The organism is Paenibacillus liaoningensis (genome assembly GCF_059609455.1).
Genome location: NZ_JCAALU010000001.1, coordinates 450731 through 471227 on the forward strand (window position 1 = coordinate 450731; position 20497 = coordinate 471227).

The 20497-nt window shown below is 44.7% G+C and carries 17 protein-coding genes; all 17 read left to right on the top strand.

The features are described from left to right. The first annotated feature begins 3 nt into the window (after positions 1-3). The 17 genes from AC6B99_RS01845 to AC6B99_RS01925 all read left to right on the top strand — a co-directional run bounded on the left by AC6B99_RS01845 (position 4) and on the right by AC6B99_RS01925 (position 20452). Positions 4-711 carry a DNA alkylation repair protein gene (locus tag AC6B99_RS01845; protein WP_056034490.1) on the top strand — a complete coding sequence of 236 codons (708 nt, stop codon included), beginning with the start codon at positions 4-6 and terminating at the stop codon, positions 709-711. 242 nt (positions 712-953) lie between these two features. Further along, complete coding sequence (locus tag AC6B99_RS01850; RefSeq protein WP_056034493.1) at positions 954-1532, top strand: DUF4256 domain-containing protein; 579 nt, start codon at positions 954-956, stop codon at positions 1530-1532. Positions 1533-1640: 108 nt separating this feature from the next. Continuing rightward, a complete protein-coding gene (locus AC6B99_RS01855; protein ID WP_200931613.1) occupies positions 1641-1817 on the top strand; it encodes a hypothetical protein in 177 nt (58 codons plus the stop codon). 431 nt (positions 1818-2248) lie between these two features. Then, complete coding sequence (locus AC6B99_RS01860; RefSeq protein WP_496662610.1) at positions 2249-2818, top strand: SF0329 family protein; 570 nt, start codon at positions 2249-2251, stop codon at positions 2816-2818. Between the two features lie 103 nt (positions 2819-2921). Beyond that, entirely contained in the window at positions 2922-4070 is a 1149-nt protein-coding gene (locus AC6B99_RS01865; RefSeq protein ID WP_496662611.1) for a response regulator, read from the top strand. After that, positions 4067-7120, top strand: coding sequence for an ATP-binding protein (locus AC6B99_RS01870; RefSeq protein ID WP_496662612.1), 3054 nt, complete (start codon positions 4067-4069; stop codon positions 7118-7120). The genes AC6B99_RS01865 and AC6B99_RS01870 overlap by 4 nt, the downstream gene beginning before the upstream one ends. A gap of 390 nt (positions 7121-7510) precedes the next feature. Next, positions 7511-12319 (top strand): Ig-like domain-containing protein, encoded by a 4809-nt coding sequence (locus AC6B99_RS01875; protein WP_496662613.1) that lies wholly within the window; start codon positions 7511-7513, stop codon positions 12317-12319. A 283-nt stretch (positions 12320-12602) separates the two neighbouring features. Beyond that, positions 12603-12836, top strand: coding sequence for a GNAT family N-acetyltransferase (locus AC6B99_RS01880; protein WP_056034505.1), 234 nt, complete (start codon positions 12603-12605; stop codon positions 12834-12836). Positions 12837-13197: 361 nt separating this feature from the next. Further along, complete coding sequence (locus tag AC6B99_RS01885; protein WP_056034507.1) at positions 13198-14109, top strand: sensor histidine kinase; 912 nt, start codon at positions 13198-13200, stop codon at positions 14107-14109. A 1-nt stretch (position 14110) separates the two neighbouring features. Beyond that, on the top strand, positions 14111-14806 hold the full coding sequence (locus tag AC6B99_RS01890) for a response regulator transcription factor (RefSeq protein ID WP_056034511.1): 696 nt from the start codon (positions 14111-14113) through the stop codon (positions 14804-14806). A 102-nt stretch (positions 14807-14908) separates the two neighbouring features. Then, complete coding sequence (locus AC6B99_RS01895) at positions 14909-15835, top strand: ABC transporter ATP-binding protein (protein ID WP_056034513.1); 927 nt, start codon at positions 14909-14911, stop codon at positions 15833-15835. Beyond that, positions 15828-16592, top strand: a complete 765-nt coding sequence (locus AC6B99_RS01900; RefSeq protein ID WP_494859050.1) for an ABC transporter permease — start codon at positions 15828-15830, stop codon at positions 16590-16592. The genes AC6B99_RS01895 and AC6B99_RS01900 overlap by 8 nt, the downstream gene beginning before the upstream one ends. 258 nt (positions 16593-16850) lie before the next feature. Further along, entirely contained in the window at positions 16851-17813 is a 963-nt protein-coding gene (locus tag AC6B99_RS01905; protein ID WP_496662614.1) for a helix-turn-helix transcriptional regulator, read from the top strand. Positions 17814-17930: 117 nt separating this feature from the next. After that, a complete protein-coding gene (locus AC6B99_RS01910) occupies positions 17931-18557 on the top strand; it encodes a type 1 glutamine amidotransferase family protein (RefSeq protein ID WP_056034523.1) in 627 nt (208 codons plus the stop codon). Between the two features lie 71 nt (positions 18558-18628). Further along, positions 18629-19033: a DUF3224 domain-containing protein gene (locus AC6B99_RS01915; protein ID WP_056034526.1), complete on the top strand. Its 405-nt coding sequence runs from the start codon at positions 18629-18631 to the stop codon at positions 19031-19033. A gap of 164 nt (positions 19034-19197) precedes the next feature. Beyond that, the gene (locus AC6B99_RS01920; protein WP_496662692.1) at positions 19198-19722 is read left to right on the top strand and encodes a DUF3841 domain-containing protein; all 525 of its coding nucleotides are present in this window, start codon (positions 19198-19200) and stop codon (positions 19720-19722) included. Between the two features lie 16 nt (positions 19723-19738). Further along, complete coding sequence (locus tag AC6B99_RS01925; protein WP_056034532.1) at positions 19739-20452, top strand: DUF7832 domain-containing protein; 714 nt, start codon at positions 19739-19741, stop codon at positions 20450-20452. Positions 20453-20497 lie beyond the last annotated feature (45 nt).

Consider the following 20497-nt stretch of genomic DNA (forward strand, 5'->3'; position numbering starts at 1 on the left):
CGGATGAATGTAGAAGAGGTTATGCAGGAGCTTGAAACTCTCGGCAAGGAGCGCACCAAAAAAATATATGTTTCCAATGGAGCTCATGAGCCGTTGTTTGGCGTGGCGACAGGTGCGATGAAGCCGATTGCCCGGAAAACGAAAAAAAATCAGCCGCTGGCCGAGCAGCTTTATGCGACCGGAAATTACGACGCAATGTATTTTGCCGGCGTTATTGCGGAGCCTAAGGCGATGACGGAGGCTGACTTCGATCGCTGGCTGGACGCTGCCTATTTCTTTATGCTGTCTGATTACGTCGTAGCGGTAACGCTGGCGGAAACGGATATTGCACAAGAGGTGGCCGATAAATGGATTTCAAGCGGCGAGGAGCTACGCATGTCGGCAGGCTGGAGCTGCTATTGCTGGCTGCTTGGCAGCCGCCCGGACAGTGAATTCTCCGAGAACAAGCTGGCTGGGATGCTGGCAACGGTCCGCGATACGATTCACGATGCTCCTGAGCGCACCAAATATGCCATGAATTATTTCGTCTATACGACAGCGGTATCCTATGAGCCGCTGCATGCCAAGGCGGTCGAAACCGCCGCAGCTATCGGGCCTGTGGAGGTGACGGATGCGAAGTCCAAGAGCAAGCAGCTCGACGCAGCTGGCAATATTCAGAAGGCTGTCGATAAAGGGCAGATCGGCTTCAAGCGCAAATACGTAAGGTGCTGATAAAGCACGGCTTGTCTCAGGTCTCAACGGAAAAGCGAGAGTTGAGGCCTTGATGCGAAACGGGAGGAGAGGCAGGAAATCGCGCATCGAATGTCAAATGAAAGGAAGAAGCACATGTAAGGGCGGAGGCATAACAACAGGATTGCCCAATTAAAAATTCGCATCCTCCTATTACGAAAATCCTTGATGTCTCGGCCAAAGCTGATGCGCAAGCTCGATATGGGTTGAAGGGAGAAATGAAGATGACAACGAGTCCAAACAGCCCTGCAAAGGAGCTATCTACGGAGCAGCGTGAGGAATTACTTAAAGCCTTGAAAGCCCGTTTTGATAAAAATAGGGATCGGCATAAAGTTCTTGAATGGGCTAATGTACAAGCAAAGCTTGAAGCTCAAACCGAAAAGCTATGGTCGCTTCATGAAATGGAGAGGACCGGTGGTGAACCGGATGTTGTTGATTATGACAAAGAGACGGGCGAGTTCATTTTTTATGATTGTTCGGCGGAAAGTCCTAAAGGTCGAAGAAGCATTTGCTACGATCGTGAAGCTCTGGAGTCACGCAAAGAGCATAAGCCGCAAAATAGTGCGATGGAAATGGCAGGAGACATGGGTATTGAGCTTCTAACAGAAGAACAGTATCGGCAGCTGCAGGAGCTTGGAAAATTCGATTTAAAAACGTCCAGTTGGGTGAAAACACCCGCTAATATTAGAGAGCTCGGCGGTGCTGTTTTTTGTGATCGTCGCTATAACACGATTTTCTTGTATCACAATGGAGCAGAATCCTATTATGGCGCTAGAGGGTTCCGGGGCTGGTTAAGGGTCTAGCCTTGCAGGTGAAGGGCGATTGTTTTTTACATTAGATAGCAAGGAATAGGTTGACCTCTCCCCACATTTAGCCAGTTGCTTTAAAGGATATCAAGGAAGGGGAAACCCATGGATAAATTTAATGATCTAGAGAAACTTATTAAGCTCACAGGAGATCGCGCTAAGCTGGATGCAAAAGCTAACGACACATATATTGTATATAAAACATCGGAAGGCCAAATTGTTAAGGAATACAACAATGGAGATATTGTCCCGATTGCGAATTTGGATGCCTCTCATGGATGAACAGAAACCGATTAGGTATGTATTTGCCGGTAATAAAAAAAGATACTTAAAGTGAGAAGAACACCTGTACTCTATGGGCTGTTCTTCTTTTAATTTAGTAGGGAAGTGTGAACATTTACTCGCGTATAAATAGATGTCTAAATGATTGCTTGCTATAATGATTAGAGTTGAAAATTAAGTGGCAGGCATCAGGCTTAACTTGCTTTGTAATTTTCTCCTGCCTTGGCAACTTTAAATTCTTCCGTCAACATTAGGATGGTTTGCAAGGCAAACCACGTTGATAGCAAGAATTATGTTAATCTCCTCCCGTAGCAGTGGAGGTTTTTTTATTTGAACATAGAGGATTGAGGATTGCTTATTGTATGATAGATGATAGAAAGACTGCCACTGCCTTAAGAGGCAGTTATTAATAGAGAACATAGGAGGATTACATGTCCTGGAGCAAAATGAAACAAAATCTGGAGAGTTTTCTCTGTCCAGCGTTAAATGGAAGGGTCGAATACCGTTCAACCAGTTATCGATATTTGCCTGATAAAGCAGGTCTTTGCTATATTGCGGTAGATAAAAAGAACGTGCTCAATATGAGTGATACAGCTAACCCAATCAGATGGTATCAGACGGAGCTGGAAATTAAAAATGATTCAGCTATCCAAATTCCGATCAGCCATGAAGAAATGGAAGCAGTCAGAAAAGATACGAAGGGCACCGTCCCGGAGGATCGTATAATCGTAATTGCGAGAAGTAGAAAAATAACAGAATATGCAAAGGAGCTTATGTCGGCACAAGCTTCATTAAGTAAATCCAATTTTATCGTTGCAGCTAATAAGTTTTTATCTACTTCTATAGAGGAAAGCATAGAGAGCCATGATATTTTATTGAATATACTAGCTTTGGTGGACAGACGCGTTGGAAAAAAACGGATGTTAAACATGACCGAGAAAATAAAGCTAAAGCATCCCATTGTGCAGTATTTTTATGAATTAAGGCTTAGTACGTTTTAAAAATATATAACTCATTCAACTCCATCTTTATTGTGCCTATTTGAGTTAGTGTTCTCCGTGCAGAAAAGGATATTTGCAAAAATGTTTAAGGAGACAAGAACCGATGATTCGTGTAATGCTCATTGATGATGAAGAAGATGCGCTGGATTTGTTGGGCATTTTGCTCGGACAAATCGGGAGTGTTCAGGTAGCAGGAAGATATATAAATCCGCTTCAAGCAATTGAGGCTTTAAGTTATACTCCCGTAGATGCCGTCTTCCTAGATAATCAGATGCCTGGAATGAAGGGCACGGAAGCTGCCAGAATAGTCAGGAGCATGTTCCCGCATATGCCGATCGTATTCACAACGGCATATGCAGAATATGCGGTCGAAGCCTTTGAAATTCAATCGACCGACTATCTGCTGAAGCCATTTACAATAGAAAGATTGCAGAACGCGGTTGCGCGCATTAAACAATCTTTATCCGAGTCCGTTTTTCAGGCACGCCAAAGAGCAAGCATGACCCCAACCGTCAAATGTCTAGGAGGCTTCCAGTTAGTATTGCCGGGTGACATGAACAAAGGGCTGACATGGAAAACGAAGAAGGAGCGGGAGCTCTGTGCGTTTTTGATCCATTATGCCGGAAAGACTGTGAATACCGCATCGATCATTGAGGCCATATGGCCGGGCTACGATCTGAATAAGGCGAAAACTTATTTGTATACGTGCCTGTCCTATTTACGGAAAAGCTTGGCGGAACATCATATTCCGATACATATTACGAAAGCGGATCAAGGGTTCGGCGCTGCATTGGACGGGGTAACGGTCGATGTAATCGAATTTGAGCAGTTGCTGAGCAGCACATTGGCTGAAGCGGAAATGGATGAAAGGTCTTACGATAAAATGAACCAGATGTACAAAGGCGAATATATGGAAGCCTGCGATTTCGGTTGGGCCACCGCCAGACAGCTCGAGATCAAGGCCTCGTATGTCCGCGTGCTTCGTAAATGGCATGCGTATTTTCAAAGTCAGGGCAATCGTACGCATGCGGTGGACAGCTTGCAAAACCTATTGTCGCTGGCCCCTGATTCCGAGATTGACGGACGTGAGCTGATCAAGCTGCATCTGAAGATTGGCAATCGGAATGAGGCGTATCGTGTCTGCCTGCAATTGGAACAAGCGGTGCGCCTGCAATTGGGAGCTGAGCTGGAGGAAGAGACATTGCGGTTAATTGAGAAAACGAAAGACAAGACAGAGCGGCAAGCAGAATGAGAAAAAAAGTTTCCGCGGCCCTCATCACCTTATCTCTATTGATTGCAACCTACGTGATGTTGTTGACTTACTCCTCTATGTATCAGAAGCCTATGCCAGCGGCCGTAAATGGGGTCATGGACTTGACCGCATGGAAATTCGAGGAGGATGGGGTCGTTCGGCTGGACGGACAGTGGGGATTTTATCCGAATCAATTGCTCACTCCTCAGCCTGCTCTCCCTTCTGCCGCTACGGGGGATTTGTCACCGGCGCTGATTCAGGTTCCTGGATCATGGTCAAAGCAGATGGACACCCTTGGCATGGCGACCTATCGCTTGCAGCTTCAGATGGATGATGCAGGTGCAGTCTACGGCTTGAAAACAGCGTCGATCCTAATTTCCAGTCGGCTCATTGTTAACGGCGAAATCGTCGGATCAAGCGGGAATCCCGCTGAGCAAGAGCATTACAAAGCACTTAATAAACCATATGTAAGCTATTTCACACTGCAGCCAGGGTGGAATGAAATTCTGGTACAGGTAGCCAACTACGAATTCCGGGTTGGCAGCGGGATCGGTGAATCCCTTCTCTTAGGCAAGGCTGAGCAAATTGCCGAACTTCGCGATCAGGCGACTGCTCATGATTGGGTTTCGTTAACTGCCTTCCTGATTATTGGATTGTATTTTATTGGATTGTTTTCGCAGAGAAGAGGCGATTTGTCACTTGCAGTATTTGGCGCAGTGTGCCTATGTATCGCCATATTTACAAGTATCAGCGGCGAAAGAGTGCTATTCAATGCGGTTGGCCCATTGCCGTTCTGGCTTTATTTCCGTATTCAAATGGTCGCGTCTGTTGGTGGTAGTCTAGGATTTTTCCTTTATATATATATTGCGTTCCGGCCCTACTGCTTTAAATGGCTCAATCAAGGCGGGCTGGTTCTCGGGGTGATCCTTGCCTTGCTTAATATGGGCTTCGCCTCTCAGCTTTCAACAGGACCTTTTCGCCAATTGACGTCGCTTTATGTTACGATTTCGTTGCTGTACGCCACGTATGTATTCGTATATACGGCACTACACAAAGTAGCGGGCAGCGGGTATTTAGCCGTAGCGGCAATGGCATTGAATGCGCTAGTGCTGAACCAGAATATGAATATTTATTTTGGCGTGCCGATCTATTTGCTTCCTCCGATTGAGCCTTTTCTTGTTTTGCTGATGCTCGCCTTGCTGATGTCGCTCCGTTTCTCGAACGCTTTCCAAAAAATTGAGGAGCTGTCCGGGCAATTGCTGCAAGCGGACAAGCAAAAGGATGATTTTCTCGCTCGAACCTCGCATGAATTCAAGACACCGCTTCACGGTGTAATGAATATTTCTCAGTCCATGTTAAGCGATGCCGTGCATCCGCCAAATGCGGAACAACGGGAAAAGCTTCAGTTGATTACCGACATTACAAGGAAGCTTTCGCAGCTCGTTTATGACATCTTGGACTTATCCAAACTGAAGCAGGGTGAAATGAGAGTGGTTCCGGTACCGATCGACGTTCGTTCGGTAGCGGAGGTGCAAGTGCGCTTTTATTCCTATTTGTGCACGGAAAACCAGATTGGGCTTGTGAACCATGTGCCGGCGCAGCTGCCTTCTGCTTTTGCCGATGAAATCCGCTTGAGTCAAATTATCGGAAATTTGCTGGATAATGCGATTAAGCATACAAAAAACGGGGAGATCATCATTACCGGAAGAGAGCGGGGAGGAAGGCTCGAAATTTCGGTGCAGGATACAGGAGAAGGCATTGAGCCGCAAGACCTTCCATTTATTTTTGAACCATTCAAATCACTTGAGGGAGCACAGCATCGCGGCTTTGGATTAGGGCTGCCAATTGCGAAGCAGCTGGTCGAGCTGCAACAAGGAACTATTGCGGTTGTTTCCACGCCGGGAGTCGGTTCGACCTTTACATTCACGCTTCCGATTGCCGAAGAGCGTGGAGAAGCGTCATGGCCCTCATCCGATTCAAATCCCCAGGCTATGCTCAAGGAACCTGATTATTCCTTCGTAACGCCGTACTATTCCAATCTGAGCGGGAAGCATACGGTACTAATCGTCGACGATCAGTATGTGAACTTAAAAGTTTTAATAGACGCACTTCAAGCTCTCGACTATCACGTCGTCGCGGTCAAGAACGGGTATGAGGCGCTGGAACAGCTGGATCAATCGGGCAGAATCGATCTCGTTATTCTTGATTTAATGATGCCAGGCATGTCTGGCTACGAAGTGTGCCAGGAGATTCGCAAACGATATTCGCTGCTGGAGCTGCCCGTTCTAATGGTGACGGCAGCTTATCAGCCTCAAGATAAGGTGGCAGCCTTCCAAGCGGGGGCGAACGATTATTTGCCGAAGCCGTTTGATCTCGAGGAGCTTAAGGCAAGAATCGGCAGCTTGCTCGCCATGAAGGAATCGCTGGGCCGGGCAGTTAACCTGGAAGTGGCGTTTTTACAATCGCAGATCAAACCGCATTTTTTATATAATGTGCTGAATAGTATTGTGGCATCAAGCTATACGGATGTGGAGCGCGCGCGGAAGATGATTGTTGATCTGGCCGATTACTTGCGGGGCAGCTTTCGGTTCAGCAACGCGGAGGAACGCATAGGTTTTTCAGAAGAGTTTAGTCTCATTCGGACGTATGTGGAGATTGAACGAGCTCGCTTCAAAGAGCGTATTCGCTTCGAATATGTAATTGAGGAAGCTGCCTATAGCTTGCAAATGCCGCCGCTTTTGTTGCAGCCGCTTGTAGAAAATGCAATCTGTCATGGCATTGGCGATCGAATTGAAGGCGGCACAGTGACAGTGACGGTGGAAAAGTTGGATGGGAATTGGCACTTTGTTGTAGCCGATGATGGAGCAGGGATCGCGCCTGAACGATTGAAGAGGCTGCTTGAACGAGCCGAGCCGGATGAGCCGCAGGGGGTCGGCTTGCGGAATATTAACAAGCGCTTGAAATATGAATACGGGATTTCGTTAGAACTGGAAAGCGAACTAGGTCGCGGCACGAAAGTCATCATATGCATCCCTGCCTCGCGGGTTTAGCAGGCTGTTCCGCTTAACGCTATAGGATCTCGCAACAGGCTCTCATCGTTTTACGATGAGGCCTGTTTTTTTGAATATAAGCCCAGTATAAATTCTACACTTATACTGGGCTTATTTCATCGCGAAACATCAGCTTTGCCGCCAGAGGACGGCGACAGCCGTTTACGCTTGAAATATAGGAAAGTATATGATTTCCCGATCCTTTCTCTATATTTCTCGGATTGAAACGCGCTGCGCCGCCAGAGGACGGCGACAGCCGTTTCACCTTGATGTAGAAAATTGTCGATTTTTAAGGTTTTTTTAAGGTGATTTCCTATATGCTGAGCTAGATAATGTGGGCTATGTGACAGAATGAAAATGCGGAGAGGAAGATGAAGATTGGTCCCAGTAATGAATAAGCGTAGAAATAACGATAAAATCCGAAAAACGGTACATCTTTTACTTGCCGTTATGCTTTTAATGCCGCTTCTAGCAAGCGGAGGTACGGCTTGGGCAGCAGCCGGCTGGTCGCCGGTGGATGGCGGCGGTACGAATGGCTTGAACGTGAACCCTGTAAGAGATGGCAACTACACGGCATTAGCTGTATTCAATAACGAAGTATATGAAGCATGGCAGGAAACGAATGGAACGGCGAGCCAAATACGTGTTAAGAAATATAACGGCACGAGCTGGACGAGCGTCGACGGTAACGGGGCAAATGGAGTGAATGTAGATCCTTCCAAAGCGGCGATTACCCCTGCTATGGCTGTTTTTGAGGATGAATTATATGTCGCGTGGGTTGAAAGAAACTCAGTCTCCAGCATTAATCAAATAAAGGTGAAGAAATATAATGGCGCGAGCTGGACGAGCGTTGATGATGGCTCAAATGGGATAAACGTCAATGCCTCAAGAGGAGCATCAAACCCTATATTGCTTGTACACGACAATGATTTGTATGCAGCGTGGAGTGAGGTTAACGACAACAACGCAAGTCAAATCCGAATAAAGAAGTATGACGGCACTGCTTGGACAAGCGCTGACGGCGGCGGTATGAACGGTTTGAACGTAAATACTTCAATGAGCGCGGCTGCCCCTAAAATGGCTGAATACAATGGTTCTTTATATTTGGCGTGGTATGAAACCAACGGAAGCGCTGTTCAAGTTCGGGCCAAAAAATATGATGGGGCGAATTGGACGTCCATTGACGGCGGTGGCACGACCGGTTTGAATGTGAATGTGGCAAAAACCGGAGCCAATACTTCATTGGCTGTATTCAACAATGCCTTATATTTGGCGTGGGACGAAATAGCCGAAACGACGGATAATCAAATTCGAGTCAAGAAATACGACGGAAGCACTTGGACGAGTGTGGACGGCAACGGGATGTACGGTATAAACAAGCAGACTGATTACAGAGCAAACTATGTTGTGTTAACGGCACTCGATAACGCTTTATATGCAGTGTGGCAGGAGTACAATGGAACGGCTTTTCAAATCCGGATCAAAAAGTATGACGGTACGAGTTGGACGAGCGCAGATGGAAACGGAGTCAATGGTTTGAACGTAAATGTCTCGAGAGCTGCACAATATCCTGCGGCAGCAGCGTTAAACAATGTTTTATATGTTGGGTGGCAGGAGACGAACGGAACGGCTGTTCAAATTCGGACGTCCAGTTATGTGCCACCTGTGCCTCCGACAATTAATAGCGTAACTGTAAGTCCAAGCACTGCAAGCGTTGTGCAAGGAGGAAGCAGACAGCTCACGGCTACGGTGGATGCAGCAGGTGGAGCAGCGACGACGGTGACTTGGACGAGCAGCGACTCGAGCAAGGTCATGGTGAACAGCACGGGGAATGTAACCGTAGCAGCGGATGCCGCGCCGGGTGATTACACAATCACAGCAACGTCGACGGTGGATAGCAGCAAAAAAGGAACGTCGACGATTACCGTCACAGTGGCGCCGGCTATCAACAACGTAAGCGTGAGTCCAAGCACTGCAAGTGTTGTGCAAGGAGGAAGCAGACAGCTTACGGCTGCGGTGGATGCAGTAGGAGGAGCAGCGACGACGGTGACTTGGACGAGCAGCGATGCGAGCAAGGTGACGGTGAACAGCACGGGGAATGTAACCGTAGCAGCGAATGCAGCGCCCGGTGATTACACAATAACGGCAACGTCGACGGTGAATAGCAGTAAAAAAGGAACGTCGACAATTACCGTAACGGCGGCACCAGCAGTTAACAGCGTAAGCGTGAGTCCAAGCACTGCAAGCGTTGTGCAAGGAGAGAGCAAGCAGCTCACAGCATCAGTAGATGCAGTGGGAGGAGCAGCGATGACGGTCACTTGGACAAGCAATGACTCGAGCAACAAGGTGGAAGTAGACAGTACGGGGAATGTAACCGTAGCAGCGGATGCAACGCCGGGTGATTACACAATCACGGCAACGTCAACGGTAGATAGCAGCAAAACAGGAACGTCGACGATTACGATCACGGCAGCGCCAGCCATCAATAGCGTAAGCGTGAGTCCGAATAGCTCTAGCGTTGAGCGGGGAGGAAGCAAGCAGCTCACAGCATCAGTAGATGCAGTGGGAGGAGCAGCGACGACGGTCACTTGGACAAGCAATGACGCGAGTAACAAGGTGGAAGTAGACAGCACAGGGAATGTAACTGTCGCATTGGATGCCGCGCTAGGCGATTACACGATCACGGCAACGTCAACGATAGATAACAGCAAGACAGGAACATCGACGATTACCGTCACAGTAGCGCAAGCCATCAACAGCGTAACCGTGAGTCCAAGCACCGCAAGCGTCGTACAAGGAGGAAGCGAGCAGCTAACAGCTACGGTAGATGCAGTAGGAGGAGCGGCGACGACGGTCACTTGGATAAGCGATGACGTGAACAACAAGGTGTCGATAGACAGTACGGGGAATGTAACCGTTTCGGCGGATGCCACGCCTGGCGATTACACGATCACGGCAACGTCAACGATAGATAACAGCAAGACAGGAACATCGACGATTACCGTCACAGCAGCAGCTTCCTATTCAATCGCTGCAATCACGGATCAAACGTTAGCTGCACTAGTTCAGGGATACGAATCAGGTACCCAAGAGACTAAAACCATTCCAGTCATGAATACTGGAACTGGAGATTTATTGAACCTGTCGACAGCGCTTAGTGGCGCAAACGCTGATGATTTTGTAGTGACACAGCCAGATTCTACTTTAACAAGCAGCGCATCAACAAGCTTTGACATTCATGCAAAAGATGGCTTACCAGCAGGCACCTACACGGCAACGGTAACCGTAACTGCGGATCATATGACACCTGTAATATTTAACGTCACGCAAGTTGTGAACTTGCCGAATGCTCCCGAAAATCCGCAAAATCTTGTGGCCGTCGGCGGCGACCGTCAAGTTACGTTGAACTGGGGTGCAGTATCGGATGCAGTCCAATACCGTGTTTACATGGCAACGGATCCTAACCCAAATAACCTCGTTGAAGTGGCGATTGTCACATCACCTACTTACAGCGCACAAAATTTGGTCAACGGTACGACCTATTACTTTGTAGTAAAATCAGAAAACGTAGGCGGCTTGAGCGGGGCGTCGAACCAAACAAGCGCGACTTCATCAACCATCCCGGGAGTGCCAGCTAACGTATCCGCAGTGGCGGGCAACGGACAAGCTGTCGTAACCTTTACGGCTCCTACTGATAATGGCGGAAGTGCGATTACAGGATATGAAGTGACCGCTTCACCGGGAAATATCAGCGTGATCGGAGGAGCAAGTCCAATTACGCTCACAGGCTTGACGAATGGAACAAGCTACACCTTTACGGTAAAAGCGATTAATGATGCGGGCAGGAGCGCTGCTTCTGCGGAATCGAATACAGTCATTCCAACAGCATCAAATACGCCATCTCAGCCTTCTGCTCCATCGACATCGGGCAATACGAACACTGCAAACAAAGGTGTGAATATTCTGGTTAACGGGAAAGTTGAGAATGCGGGTACCGCTACGGTTACAAAGCGAAACAATCAAACCGAAATAACGGTGATTGTGGATCAGAAAAAACTGGATGAGAGACTTGCTGCGGAAGGGCAGCATGCCACAGTCACGATTCCGATTGACCAAAAATCCGACATCTTCGTTGGAGAGCTGAATGGCCAAATGGTGAAAAACATGGAGGACAAACAAGCTGTTCTGGTGTTCAAAACCGAAAATGCAACATACACGCTTCCAGCAGGCCAAATCAATATCGATGCTATATCCAAGCAGGTTGGCGAATTAATAGCCTTGCAAGACATTAAAGTGCAGATTGAAATTGCCATCCCTACAACGGATACGTTGAAGCTTGTGGAGAACGCAGCAGCCAAAGGCCAATTCACCCTTGTCGGCCAGCCGCTGAGCTTTACGGTGAGAGCTGCATATGGAGATAAGATCTTCGAAGTAACGAATTTTGACGCTTATGTGGAGAGAACGATTGCGATTCCGGATGGCGTTGATCCGGGCAAGATTACGACAGGAGTTGTCGTTGAGCCGGATGGCTCCGTACGCCATGTGCCGACTAAAATCCGAAATATGAACGGGAAATATGAGGCTCAAATCAATAGCTTGACCAACAGTGAGTATGCGGTCGTATGGCATCCGCTCGAATTTAGCGATATGATAAATCATTGGGCGAAAAATGCCGTTAACGACATGGGGTCCCGGATGGTTGTCGACGGAACGGGCAACGGGATGTTCAGTCCTGATCTGGAAATTACCCGCGCCGAATTTGCAGCGATCATCGTTCGCGGATTAGGACTCAAGCTGGAAAATGGAGCAACACCATTCTCGGATGTGTTGTCGTCCGATTGGTATAGCAGCGCGGTCAATACGGCGTATTCATACCGGCTTATTAGCGGCTTTGAAGACGGCACGTTCCGGCCGAATGGCAAAATTACGAGAGAGCAAGCAATGGTTATTTTATCTAAAGCGATGGCGATAACTGGGCTGAAGGACACGCTGCTTGAGCAATCGGTAGACAATGCCCTTCGTCCGTTTGAAGATGCAGCGAAAGTAGCCGCATGGGCACAAAGCAGCGTTGCGGACAATGTGCAGGCTGGCCTTGTATTTGGAAGAAACGGGGCTTTACTTGCTCCGAAGGGGAACATGACCCGAGCCGAGGTTGCAACTATCATCCAGAGATTATTGCAAAAATCGGATCTGATTTAAGCAGCCATTCCTTAGAATATCCTGCCATCTATCAAGCTTCCTGCTGGATGATGGCAGGATTTCTTATTTTTCTGGAGCAAATACAAGTCATTCTGCCAATAAACTATGTTAGGAATCATGGTATGATTACGGGATGTAGACAAATAAATGGGAGATGTATGAGCGGATGATCCCTCTTTTTTCATGCACTTGATTCCTATACAATAAATATGTTTAGTTCTAAGCACTTTGTTTCAGGGTGTTATGAAGTTCGGTTAAAAAGCGTAAAAGCGAGGAGAATACGATGCAGATCCATGTCTCCTACGAGCATCGAAGTAAGGGAATAGGAAAGAAGCTGTTTGAGCGATGCGCTGACAAGGCTAGAGCAATGGGAGCGCGGAAACTGTATATTTCGGCGCATTCATCAGAGGAGTCCCAATTGTTCTACACGAATGTCGGATGCATCGATGCCGTAGAGATTGATAAGAAGTTAGCCGAATACGAGCCTTATGACCGTCAAATGGAATATGTCCTCTAGCAAACCAGATATCAATCGCGAACTAAGGTACAGTGACTGACACTCAAGTCATGTGGAGTGCTGTGTGTTGTTGGTAAGAATTTAGCAGCTAAGAGCCACATTTTCCTGCAAGTTGAAGCCCGGCAGTATACTGTCTGGGCTACATGTACTGTATAAACTATTATTATGTGGTTTATTGCTTTAATGGTACCTTCTTGAGACAATAACTAGTGTATAAATTTGAATGTTGTCGAAATAGACCGTTATTGAAGGATATAATTATAAATTATTGAATATAGTCTTCAAGTACAAATTTCCAAGAGTTAGAGAGTTGAAATACAGGAGAACGAGATGGTTCAAGTGTCAGAAAGGAAGTGATTCTATGTTTTATATTGTTTTAATCGTCATACTGGCTGCTTTAATCATTCAATCCGTTTACCTTGTGTATTACAAAAACCAAATTAAGGATATCGGCAACCAATTATCTTTTATATCAGACCATCATTCATTCAAAATGATACAAACACAAATTAAGCCAAAAGAAATTCATCGGTTAATCGATTTATGTAATGCAATGCTTCGTGATCAACGAAAGTTGAAGCAAGATTTTATCGAACAAAAGGAAGAAATTCACGCGACCATTATGAGCTTGTCCCACGATATACGAACCCCGCTGACTTCACTTGACGGCTATCTGCAATTGGCGGAACGATCCGAGTATCTTAAAGAAAAAACAGAGTATGTTAGTCTGGCACAGACTAGAATGAAACAGATTATTACACTTGTTGACGAGCTGTTCCTATATACGAAACTGAAAAACCCAGATTACATCTTGGAGCTTGAGCCAGTTGATGTGATAAAAGTGTTAAATAAACGTCTGTTTACCTTTATCGACGATTTTTTGCGATGTGGCTATGAACCAAACATCTGCATGGTGGAAGCACCGCTATTTATAGTGGGAAATGAAAGTGCGTTGGAAAGAGTATTTGAGAATGTGATCAAAAATTACTTTATGCACAGTGAAGGTGCTCTAAGCATTCGTTATGAGGAGAAGCAGGACGAGGTTTTGTTTCATTTTTCCAATGTACTGAAGCGAAATCATCTGCTGAGCCTTGACAACATATTTACTCGCTTTTACAAAGCAGATCCGTCGCGTACGAACCAATCTTCAGGACTGGGACTTTTTATCGTGAAATCACTGATGGAGAAAATGAATGGTTATGTGCAAGCTGACCTGAACGATGAGCAGTTTTGCATCAGCTTAGCTTTTAAGAAAATCGTAAAGGAGAGTTGACGTGTACAATGACACGAACCACCCCAAAATTCTAATTGTCGAGGACGACGTGCATATCAACAATATTATTTATGATGTGCTTCGAAAAGAGAAGTTTCAATGCACGCAAGCGTATTCTGGCAGTGAGGGAATCATGAACGTCACTCATCACGAGTATCAGCTTATTATTTTGGACCTCATGCTTCCTGGCTTCTCGGGGGAAGATTTTATGCATCGGCTAAGAATAGAATTAAGCTCTGACACACCAGTTATAGTTCTATCGGCCAAGGACAAATTGGATAATAAATTAAATCTGTTTAAGTTGGGAGCCGCTGATTATGTCACGAAACCGTTTGAGGTGGAGGAATTGCTTGCCCGAGTCAATGTACATGTCAAACGAACCTCCCGAACGGATTCTGCCACTCGCTATCGACATAAAAATCTACTTTTAGATAGCGGAACGATGAACGCTAGCGTCAATCAAGCTGATTTGAAACTTACAAGACAGGAATACAAGATCCTTGAGCTGCTGCTTAAGAATCCTACCCGAGTGTTTACAAAGCAGGATCTGTATGAGCTTGCATGGGAAGATATATACATAGGTGAGGACAAAACCATTACCGTTCACATTAGCAATATTCGCAATAAAATCAAAAGGGTTGACGAGGAGGCTTATATTGACACCATTTGGGGCATTGGTTTCAGGCTGGCACCATAGGGAGTGCCTTAAACCGGCCCTAATCTTCTTTGAACTTTCTTAATCTTTTATTGACGATATGTTAGCTTCTTTTTGTTATTTTATTGACAAGGAGGTGCGAATATGGCTGAAGCAATTATTGAAGTAAGTCAATTAACCAAACAATTTAAAGGGAAAACAGCAGTGCGTAAGGTAGAGTTTAAAATAGGCAAAGGTGAAATCTTCGGTTTGATAGGCCAAAATGGAGCAGGAAAATCCACCTTGCTAAAGATGATTGCTGGATTGATATCCCCGACTTCAGGAGAAATTAAATTATTTGATCGTCCAGTGAAGGATAATCACCCTTATTTTGAACGAATAGGCGTACTCATTGAAAATCCAGGGTTATATCCCCATCATACTGCCTATGAAAATTTGGAATTAATCGCGATCTCTTATGGATTGACTAATCGGAAAGAGCATATTAACAAGCTGCTGAAGCTTGTCGGATTGGAAGGTTCGAACAAGACCAAGGTGAAAAATTATTCAATGGGCATGAAGCAAAGGCTTGGAATTGCAGCTGCATTAATTGGAAGCCCAGATGTCTTGATTTTGGATGAACCGATCAACGGTTTGGACCCGCAAGGAATTTCTGAGATTAGAAACATGATTTTGGAATTGAATAAAACGGGAATGACCATCATTATTTCAAGTCACATTTTGGAAGAGTTGTCGAAAGTAGCGACGCAATATGCAATCGTACATCAAGGAGAAATCATCGAACACCATTCAAGGGAGCAACTGCTGCTTCAATGCGAAGATCGTATTGAAATAGAAGTGGATAAAGCAAGCTCGGCTGTTCCCATCTTAGAACAAAAATTGCATATTAATCATTACAAAGTCATTAGTGAGCGTGTGGTGTATGTATATGATGCTCATCTTGAGAACCAACATATCATCAAGACCTTAGTTGAAAGCGGCATAACTGTTCATTCGATTATCAAGCATAAACAAAGCCTAGAACAATATTTTTTGGCGCGGATAGAAAGTGAGGGTGGGAGCCGTGATTAATATTCTCAAAATGGACTTTCACCGTTTTAAATCAAATAAAATGATTTATATATTACTGTTAATTTTTTTTGCTTTTCAAATATTCGGTATATTTATGTTGGGAAAATACGAGCAGCCCGGAGAAAGTGGGGTTATGCTGATCAGCTCGATGAACGAAAGTCAGTTCATCCAAGTCATGATGTCTCAAATCCCATTGTGGCCGCTGATTTATATTGCTGTATTCGTTGTTTACTTCTATATGAGTGAACATAACTCTGGGTTTTATAAAAATTACATTTCGATGAAGCGTGCGCGGATGTACACTGTTATTTCAAAAATATTAATTGCAGGCCTATTCACTTTGCTTACATTTATTGTCATGATCGCTGCGGATATGATCGGAAGATCAATTTTCTTTAACCATGCAATGATTGGAGATGGGGGTTATTTTGCGAAATTGTTGATCGGCCAATTTTTACTTCATTGGGCATTTTCAATTGTAATCTTATGCATCTCCATTATTAGTAAAAGCTTGATTGCTAGTATTGTAGTTGGATTTGTTCTATCGTTGAATGTTTTTGGAATGATTGTAACTGTCTTGGAATCCATCATTGATGACGTTCATTTGTCCTCTTTCTTAATAGTTAATACGATCTTAAGCGCAAGAGATTTTGATAATATAAATGATCTTGTTCATGTAGCTAGCGTGTCGATTGTTTTTATAGTTATATTTTCATTTATAGCCATCAGATATAAGATCAAAGAGGATCTGAAATAGTATTTAGGGCTGTGCAACTAACAATGATGGGAGGACGAACTGGTTGGTTGCACTCCCCAAGAAAAAAATGAATACTTGAAGTTAGAATAAGCACGGGGGCTTAGATTAGTTGGCGCTTCGATTCCGCCTAGCTCCACCATACTTTTAATTAAGAAACGGACAGAGGTGCAGTTTTTTGATTGGGTTGTGGTACTCCGCACATGTGGGGTGCATGGTAAGACTATTTTGAGATTTATATAGAAACTGAGGGTTCCTGTTATGCCAAAAAACGATAATATGCTGGCCATTCTCTGGATGCTGAATTCGGGCGTGAAAATGACTGCAAAACAAATATCCGAGAAGCTGGAAATAAATATAAGGACCGTTTATCGGTATATAGATGCATTATGTGCTAGTGGAGTGCCGATCATATCCGACACAGGTCATAATGGCGGGTATCGCTTGCTCAATCAATTTATCAGATCCCCTCTGCTATTTGATATGGAAGAGAAAAAGGCGCTCCTTCATGCGGCTGCTTTTGCCAAAGAAGCCGGATACCCTTTAAGCGAGGCATTAGGCAATGCGACCTCCAAATTGAGAATGTATTCAAATGAGGAGCAGGAAAGTATGCTTAGCCGCCAGTTAGCCGGTTTTGAAGTGATAAACCGCAGCGGATACCCTTCGGTTCAGCCGATATTGGCGGAATTGGAGCAGGCTGTAGCAAATGAATACGCTGTAGAAATCGATTATCGCACAGGCCGTGAAGATCAACCTAAGAACAGGGTGATAGACCCCTATGGAATGGTTAACTGGAACAATAAATGGTATACGGTTGGATTTTGCCATCTAAGGAAGGAGATTCGCAGCTTCCGGGCAGATCGGATTGTGCAAATCAAGCGGACTCCCCTTCTTTTTAAGCGTCCCGAAGCTTTTTCGGCCCGTGAATTTTTTATGCAAAATCTATTGCCGGATTTAGTGGGTAAGGCTGGGTTGATTTCTTTAATGATTGAAGGCAGATCAGAGGCATTGGATGACTTATGCTTGCATTGGTTTTTGGGGCATCATCTGCAAGAGCGGACAGCCAATCAAGCCATCTTCTTACTTGAGGAAACATCCATTCAGACACATGTCCCTTATTTTCTGCTATCCTATGCGAAATCCATTAAAGTCATCGAACCACAGAGTTTGAAGGACAGGCTTGTTGCTGTTGCGTCGGAGTTAATGGAATATTATCGGCTTTAATAGCTTCACTGACAGCAGCTGTCAGTGAAGCTATTTTATAATGAGGATAATCATGGATTGCCGATGCATGGATGGGTGGTATTCCTTGATGACTTGTAAAATAAGGGGAACTTGCAAATGACGAATACGGTCTATCTTTATGTGTTTGACACGATGTCAGACTGGGAAATCGGTTATTTAACTGCCGAACTGAACTCGGGAAGATATTATAAAAAAGGGCTGGCTCCGTCCAAAATCATTACTGTGGGAATGGACAAGACGCCTGTAACGACAATGGGCGGATTGAAAATACGGCCAGACATCAGACTGGATGAGTGCAGCATCGAAAGCACGGATACATTGATTTTGCCCGGTGGAGATACTTGGACAGAAACCTTTCACCAACCCATTTTAGAAACGGCGGAAAGGTGTTTAAAGGCAGGGACATTAGTGGCAGCGATTTGTGGGGCTACAATCGGGCTTGCCCAGACGGGGCTGTTGGATTCACGCTGGCATACAAGCAATGATTTGGAGTATCTTAAAATGATCTGTCCCAATTATACGGGCGAAAAATATTACAATATGGAGCCAGCTGTAACGGATGGAAAACTGATCACAGCATCTGGTATAGCACCATTGGAGTTTTCTGTACATGTCTTGAGAGCGCTCGATGTGTTTTCATCAGAAACATTAGATGCCTGGTATAGTCTAAATAAGACGCAGGAATCCAAGTATTTCTATGAGTTGATGAATGCCATTCTGTGAAGATATAAGAATTGTCTTGTCTCAATTTCAAACTAATTTTAATGATACTATTTTGAGGAAAGAGTGATGATATGAAAACAGCCATTTTTACTGTAACAAAGTGGGAGGAACAACCCATTGAAAATAATCTTAGCAACTTCCCCGTTAATACTGCAAAAGTTGAATACGAAATTAAAGGTATTTTGGAAGGGAAAGCAACTTTAGAATATTTGCTGTATTACTTAGATAGTCATATGGAGGATGCTGAAAAGGCCAAATCCAAAATTGCGGGGTTCCTGCACTTTGAAGGTCATTACGATGGACATTATGGAACGTTTACAGCTTGTGAAAACGGTATGTTTGATAACGGTACTCTTGATAGCCCCGCTCAAATCATTAACGGCACAGGAGAGCTGGAAAAATTAATCGGAAGCTATAACTATCATTTTCTCGGTCACACGAGTGAATTGGTATTAGATTTCGAATTAACAAAATAGTAATCGGGGAACTTCCTGGACAGGAGGTTCTTTTTTTCATTTTCCGACTTATTTATATATTAATTTGGTGGGAATTGGTATGCTTATTTTACAACATGGATTCATAAATAAAACTAATTACGTCATCACCATATTTTAAAAAATAGGAGAGATAGGAAATCGGCATATATTGGACGCTTCAAAGAGAAGAAATTTGGAACATTTTTGAGAATCAAGGGTATTTAGAAGGCTCTGAAAAACATGCCATGTTTCCACAGGAATATCAGTGGATGATGACTAAAATGAAAGAAAGGCTTCCTAATTATGCTGGAGAAAGTCCTATTTGGCTATGGGTAGAAAAGCCGGATATGCGTTCGTCAGGTCATTTTGGAAGCTACACCTCTTGTGTAAGAATTCGTTTAGAGCTCTATGATAAAGAGGTATTAATTTCTGATTTTGATGATTGGCATTTAGTTCTAAATGATAGTTTCTATGCTGATAACGAAAAAGAGTGGGATGACTATTATTTAGGAAAGCTGTCTATGAGCAAGGAAGAAAGCTGGAATCGAATATTCGATTTCAATAGACCGCGTGATCCTGAGTGGCATGGAACGGATAGCAGATGTTTTCAGGGGGTTGTAGGTAGGATTGATATAGGAAGAGTCAATAAGGTTGAGCATTTTGTGACAAGGAAGCAACCTGAAATATGATGAGGTGATCGATAAGGTGAGCAAGATCGAGCTGGTTTTAACCAAACAGGGAAAGACGTTTAAAGACTATCGGCATTTAACGATTACGGAAGGAATAGAAGTTTATATTCTTAATATCATTAAAGGCCGGCTGTATCCCGACAAGAAGACGATGAACCCGACATACGAGCCGTATCCCGTCAAACAGGAAGCGATCGATCGACTGAACGAATTGGCTGATGAACTGAGGGATAAAGGTTTTGTGGAAGAACCGCGAGATATTTTATTTCAGATCGCAGAAAAAGAAAAATACGTCTACGACAAAGCGAAATGGCATTACGATGGCGATTTTCCGCAAGAGTTGGAGCACCACCAAGCATACGTACCGTCGGGCATGTTCATAGCTTGGATAATCAAAAATGATCTGCTCAGCAAACGAAGCCGCAAAGAAGATGCAGCGGAAATTGAGCTTGTCAAAAGGGATGAGATGACCGGAGCTCAATTTTATCGTAAAAACTGGGATGGCGTGCTTAGCTCGAACGAATTGTCGGATGAGGCAGATGCGTTTGCCCGCGAATATCTTAATATCCAAAACGACATCTATACGGCCGTTGATTTCACAAATGGATTGGCGGCCGGCTTGCCGACAATCTACCATGTAGAAGATTCGATTGAAAACTATCACATCATCGAGCCGATCATTACGGAGCGTTATCAGGACTGGAAACGTCGCAAAAAATCGGGAGGCTAGTAATGTAGTTTTACGGTGCAAAAGGAGGGCATAAAAGTGCCGACT

Bases quoted from the DNA above. Each gene is read 5' to 3' on its own strand.
- AC6B99_RS01845 (WP_056034490.1), top strand. From the start codon at position 4: ATGAATGTAGAAGAGGTTATGCAGGAGCTTGAAACTCTCGGCAAGGAG.
- AC6B99_RS01850 (WP_056034493.1), top strand. From the start codon at position 954: ATGACAACGAGTCCAAACAGCCCTGCAAAGGAGCTATCTACGGAGCAG.
- AC6B99_RS01855 (WP_200931613.1), top strand. From the start codon at position 1,641: ATGGATAAATTTAATGATCTAGAGAAACTTATTAAGCTCACAGGAGAT.
- AC6B99_RS01860 (WP_496662610.1), top strand. From the start codon at position 2,249: ATGTCCTGGAGCAAAATGAAACAAAATCTGGAGAGTTTTCTCTGTCCA.
- AC6B99_RS01865 (WP_496662611.1), top strand. From the start codon at position 2,922: ATGATTCGTGTAATGCTCATTGATGATGAAGAAGATGCGCTGGATTTG.
- AC6B99_RS01870 (WP_496662612.1), top strand. From the start codon at position 4,067: ATGAGAAAAAAAGTTTCCGCGGCCCTCATCACCTTATCTCTATTGATT.
- AC6B99_RS01875 (WP_496662613.1), top strand. From the start codon at position 7,511: ATGAATAAGCGTAGAAATAACGATAAAATCCGAAAAACGGTACATCTT.
- AC6B99_RS01880 (WP_056034505.1), top strand. From the start codon at position 12,603: ATGCAGATCCATGTCTCCTACGAGCATCGAAGTAAGGGAATAGGAAAG.
- AC6B99_RS01885 (WP_056034507.1), top strand. From the start codon at position 13,198: ATGTTTTATATTGTTTTAATCGTCATACTGGCTGCTTTAATCATTCAA.
- AC6B99_RS01895 (WP_056034513.1), top strand. From the start codon at position 14,909: ATGGCTGAAGCAATTATTGAAGTAAGTCAATTAACCAAACAATTTAAA.
- AC6B99_RS01905 (WP_496662614.1), top strand. From the start codon at position 16,851: ATGCCAAAAAACGATAATATGCTGGCCATTCTCTGGATGCTGAATTCG.
- AC6B99_RS01910 (WP_056034523.1), top strand. From the start codon at position 17,931: ATGACGAATACGGTCTATCTTTATGTGTTTGACACGATGTCAGACTGG.
- AC6B99_RS01915 (WP_056034526.1), top strand. From the start codon at position 18,629: ATGAAAACAGCCATTTTTACTGTAACAAAGTGGGAGGAACAACCCATT.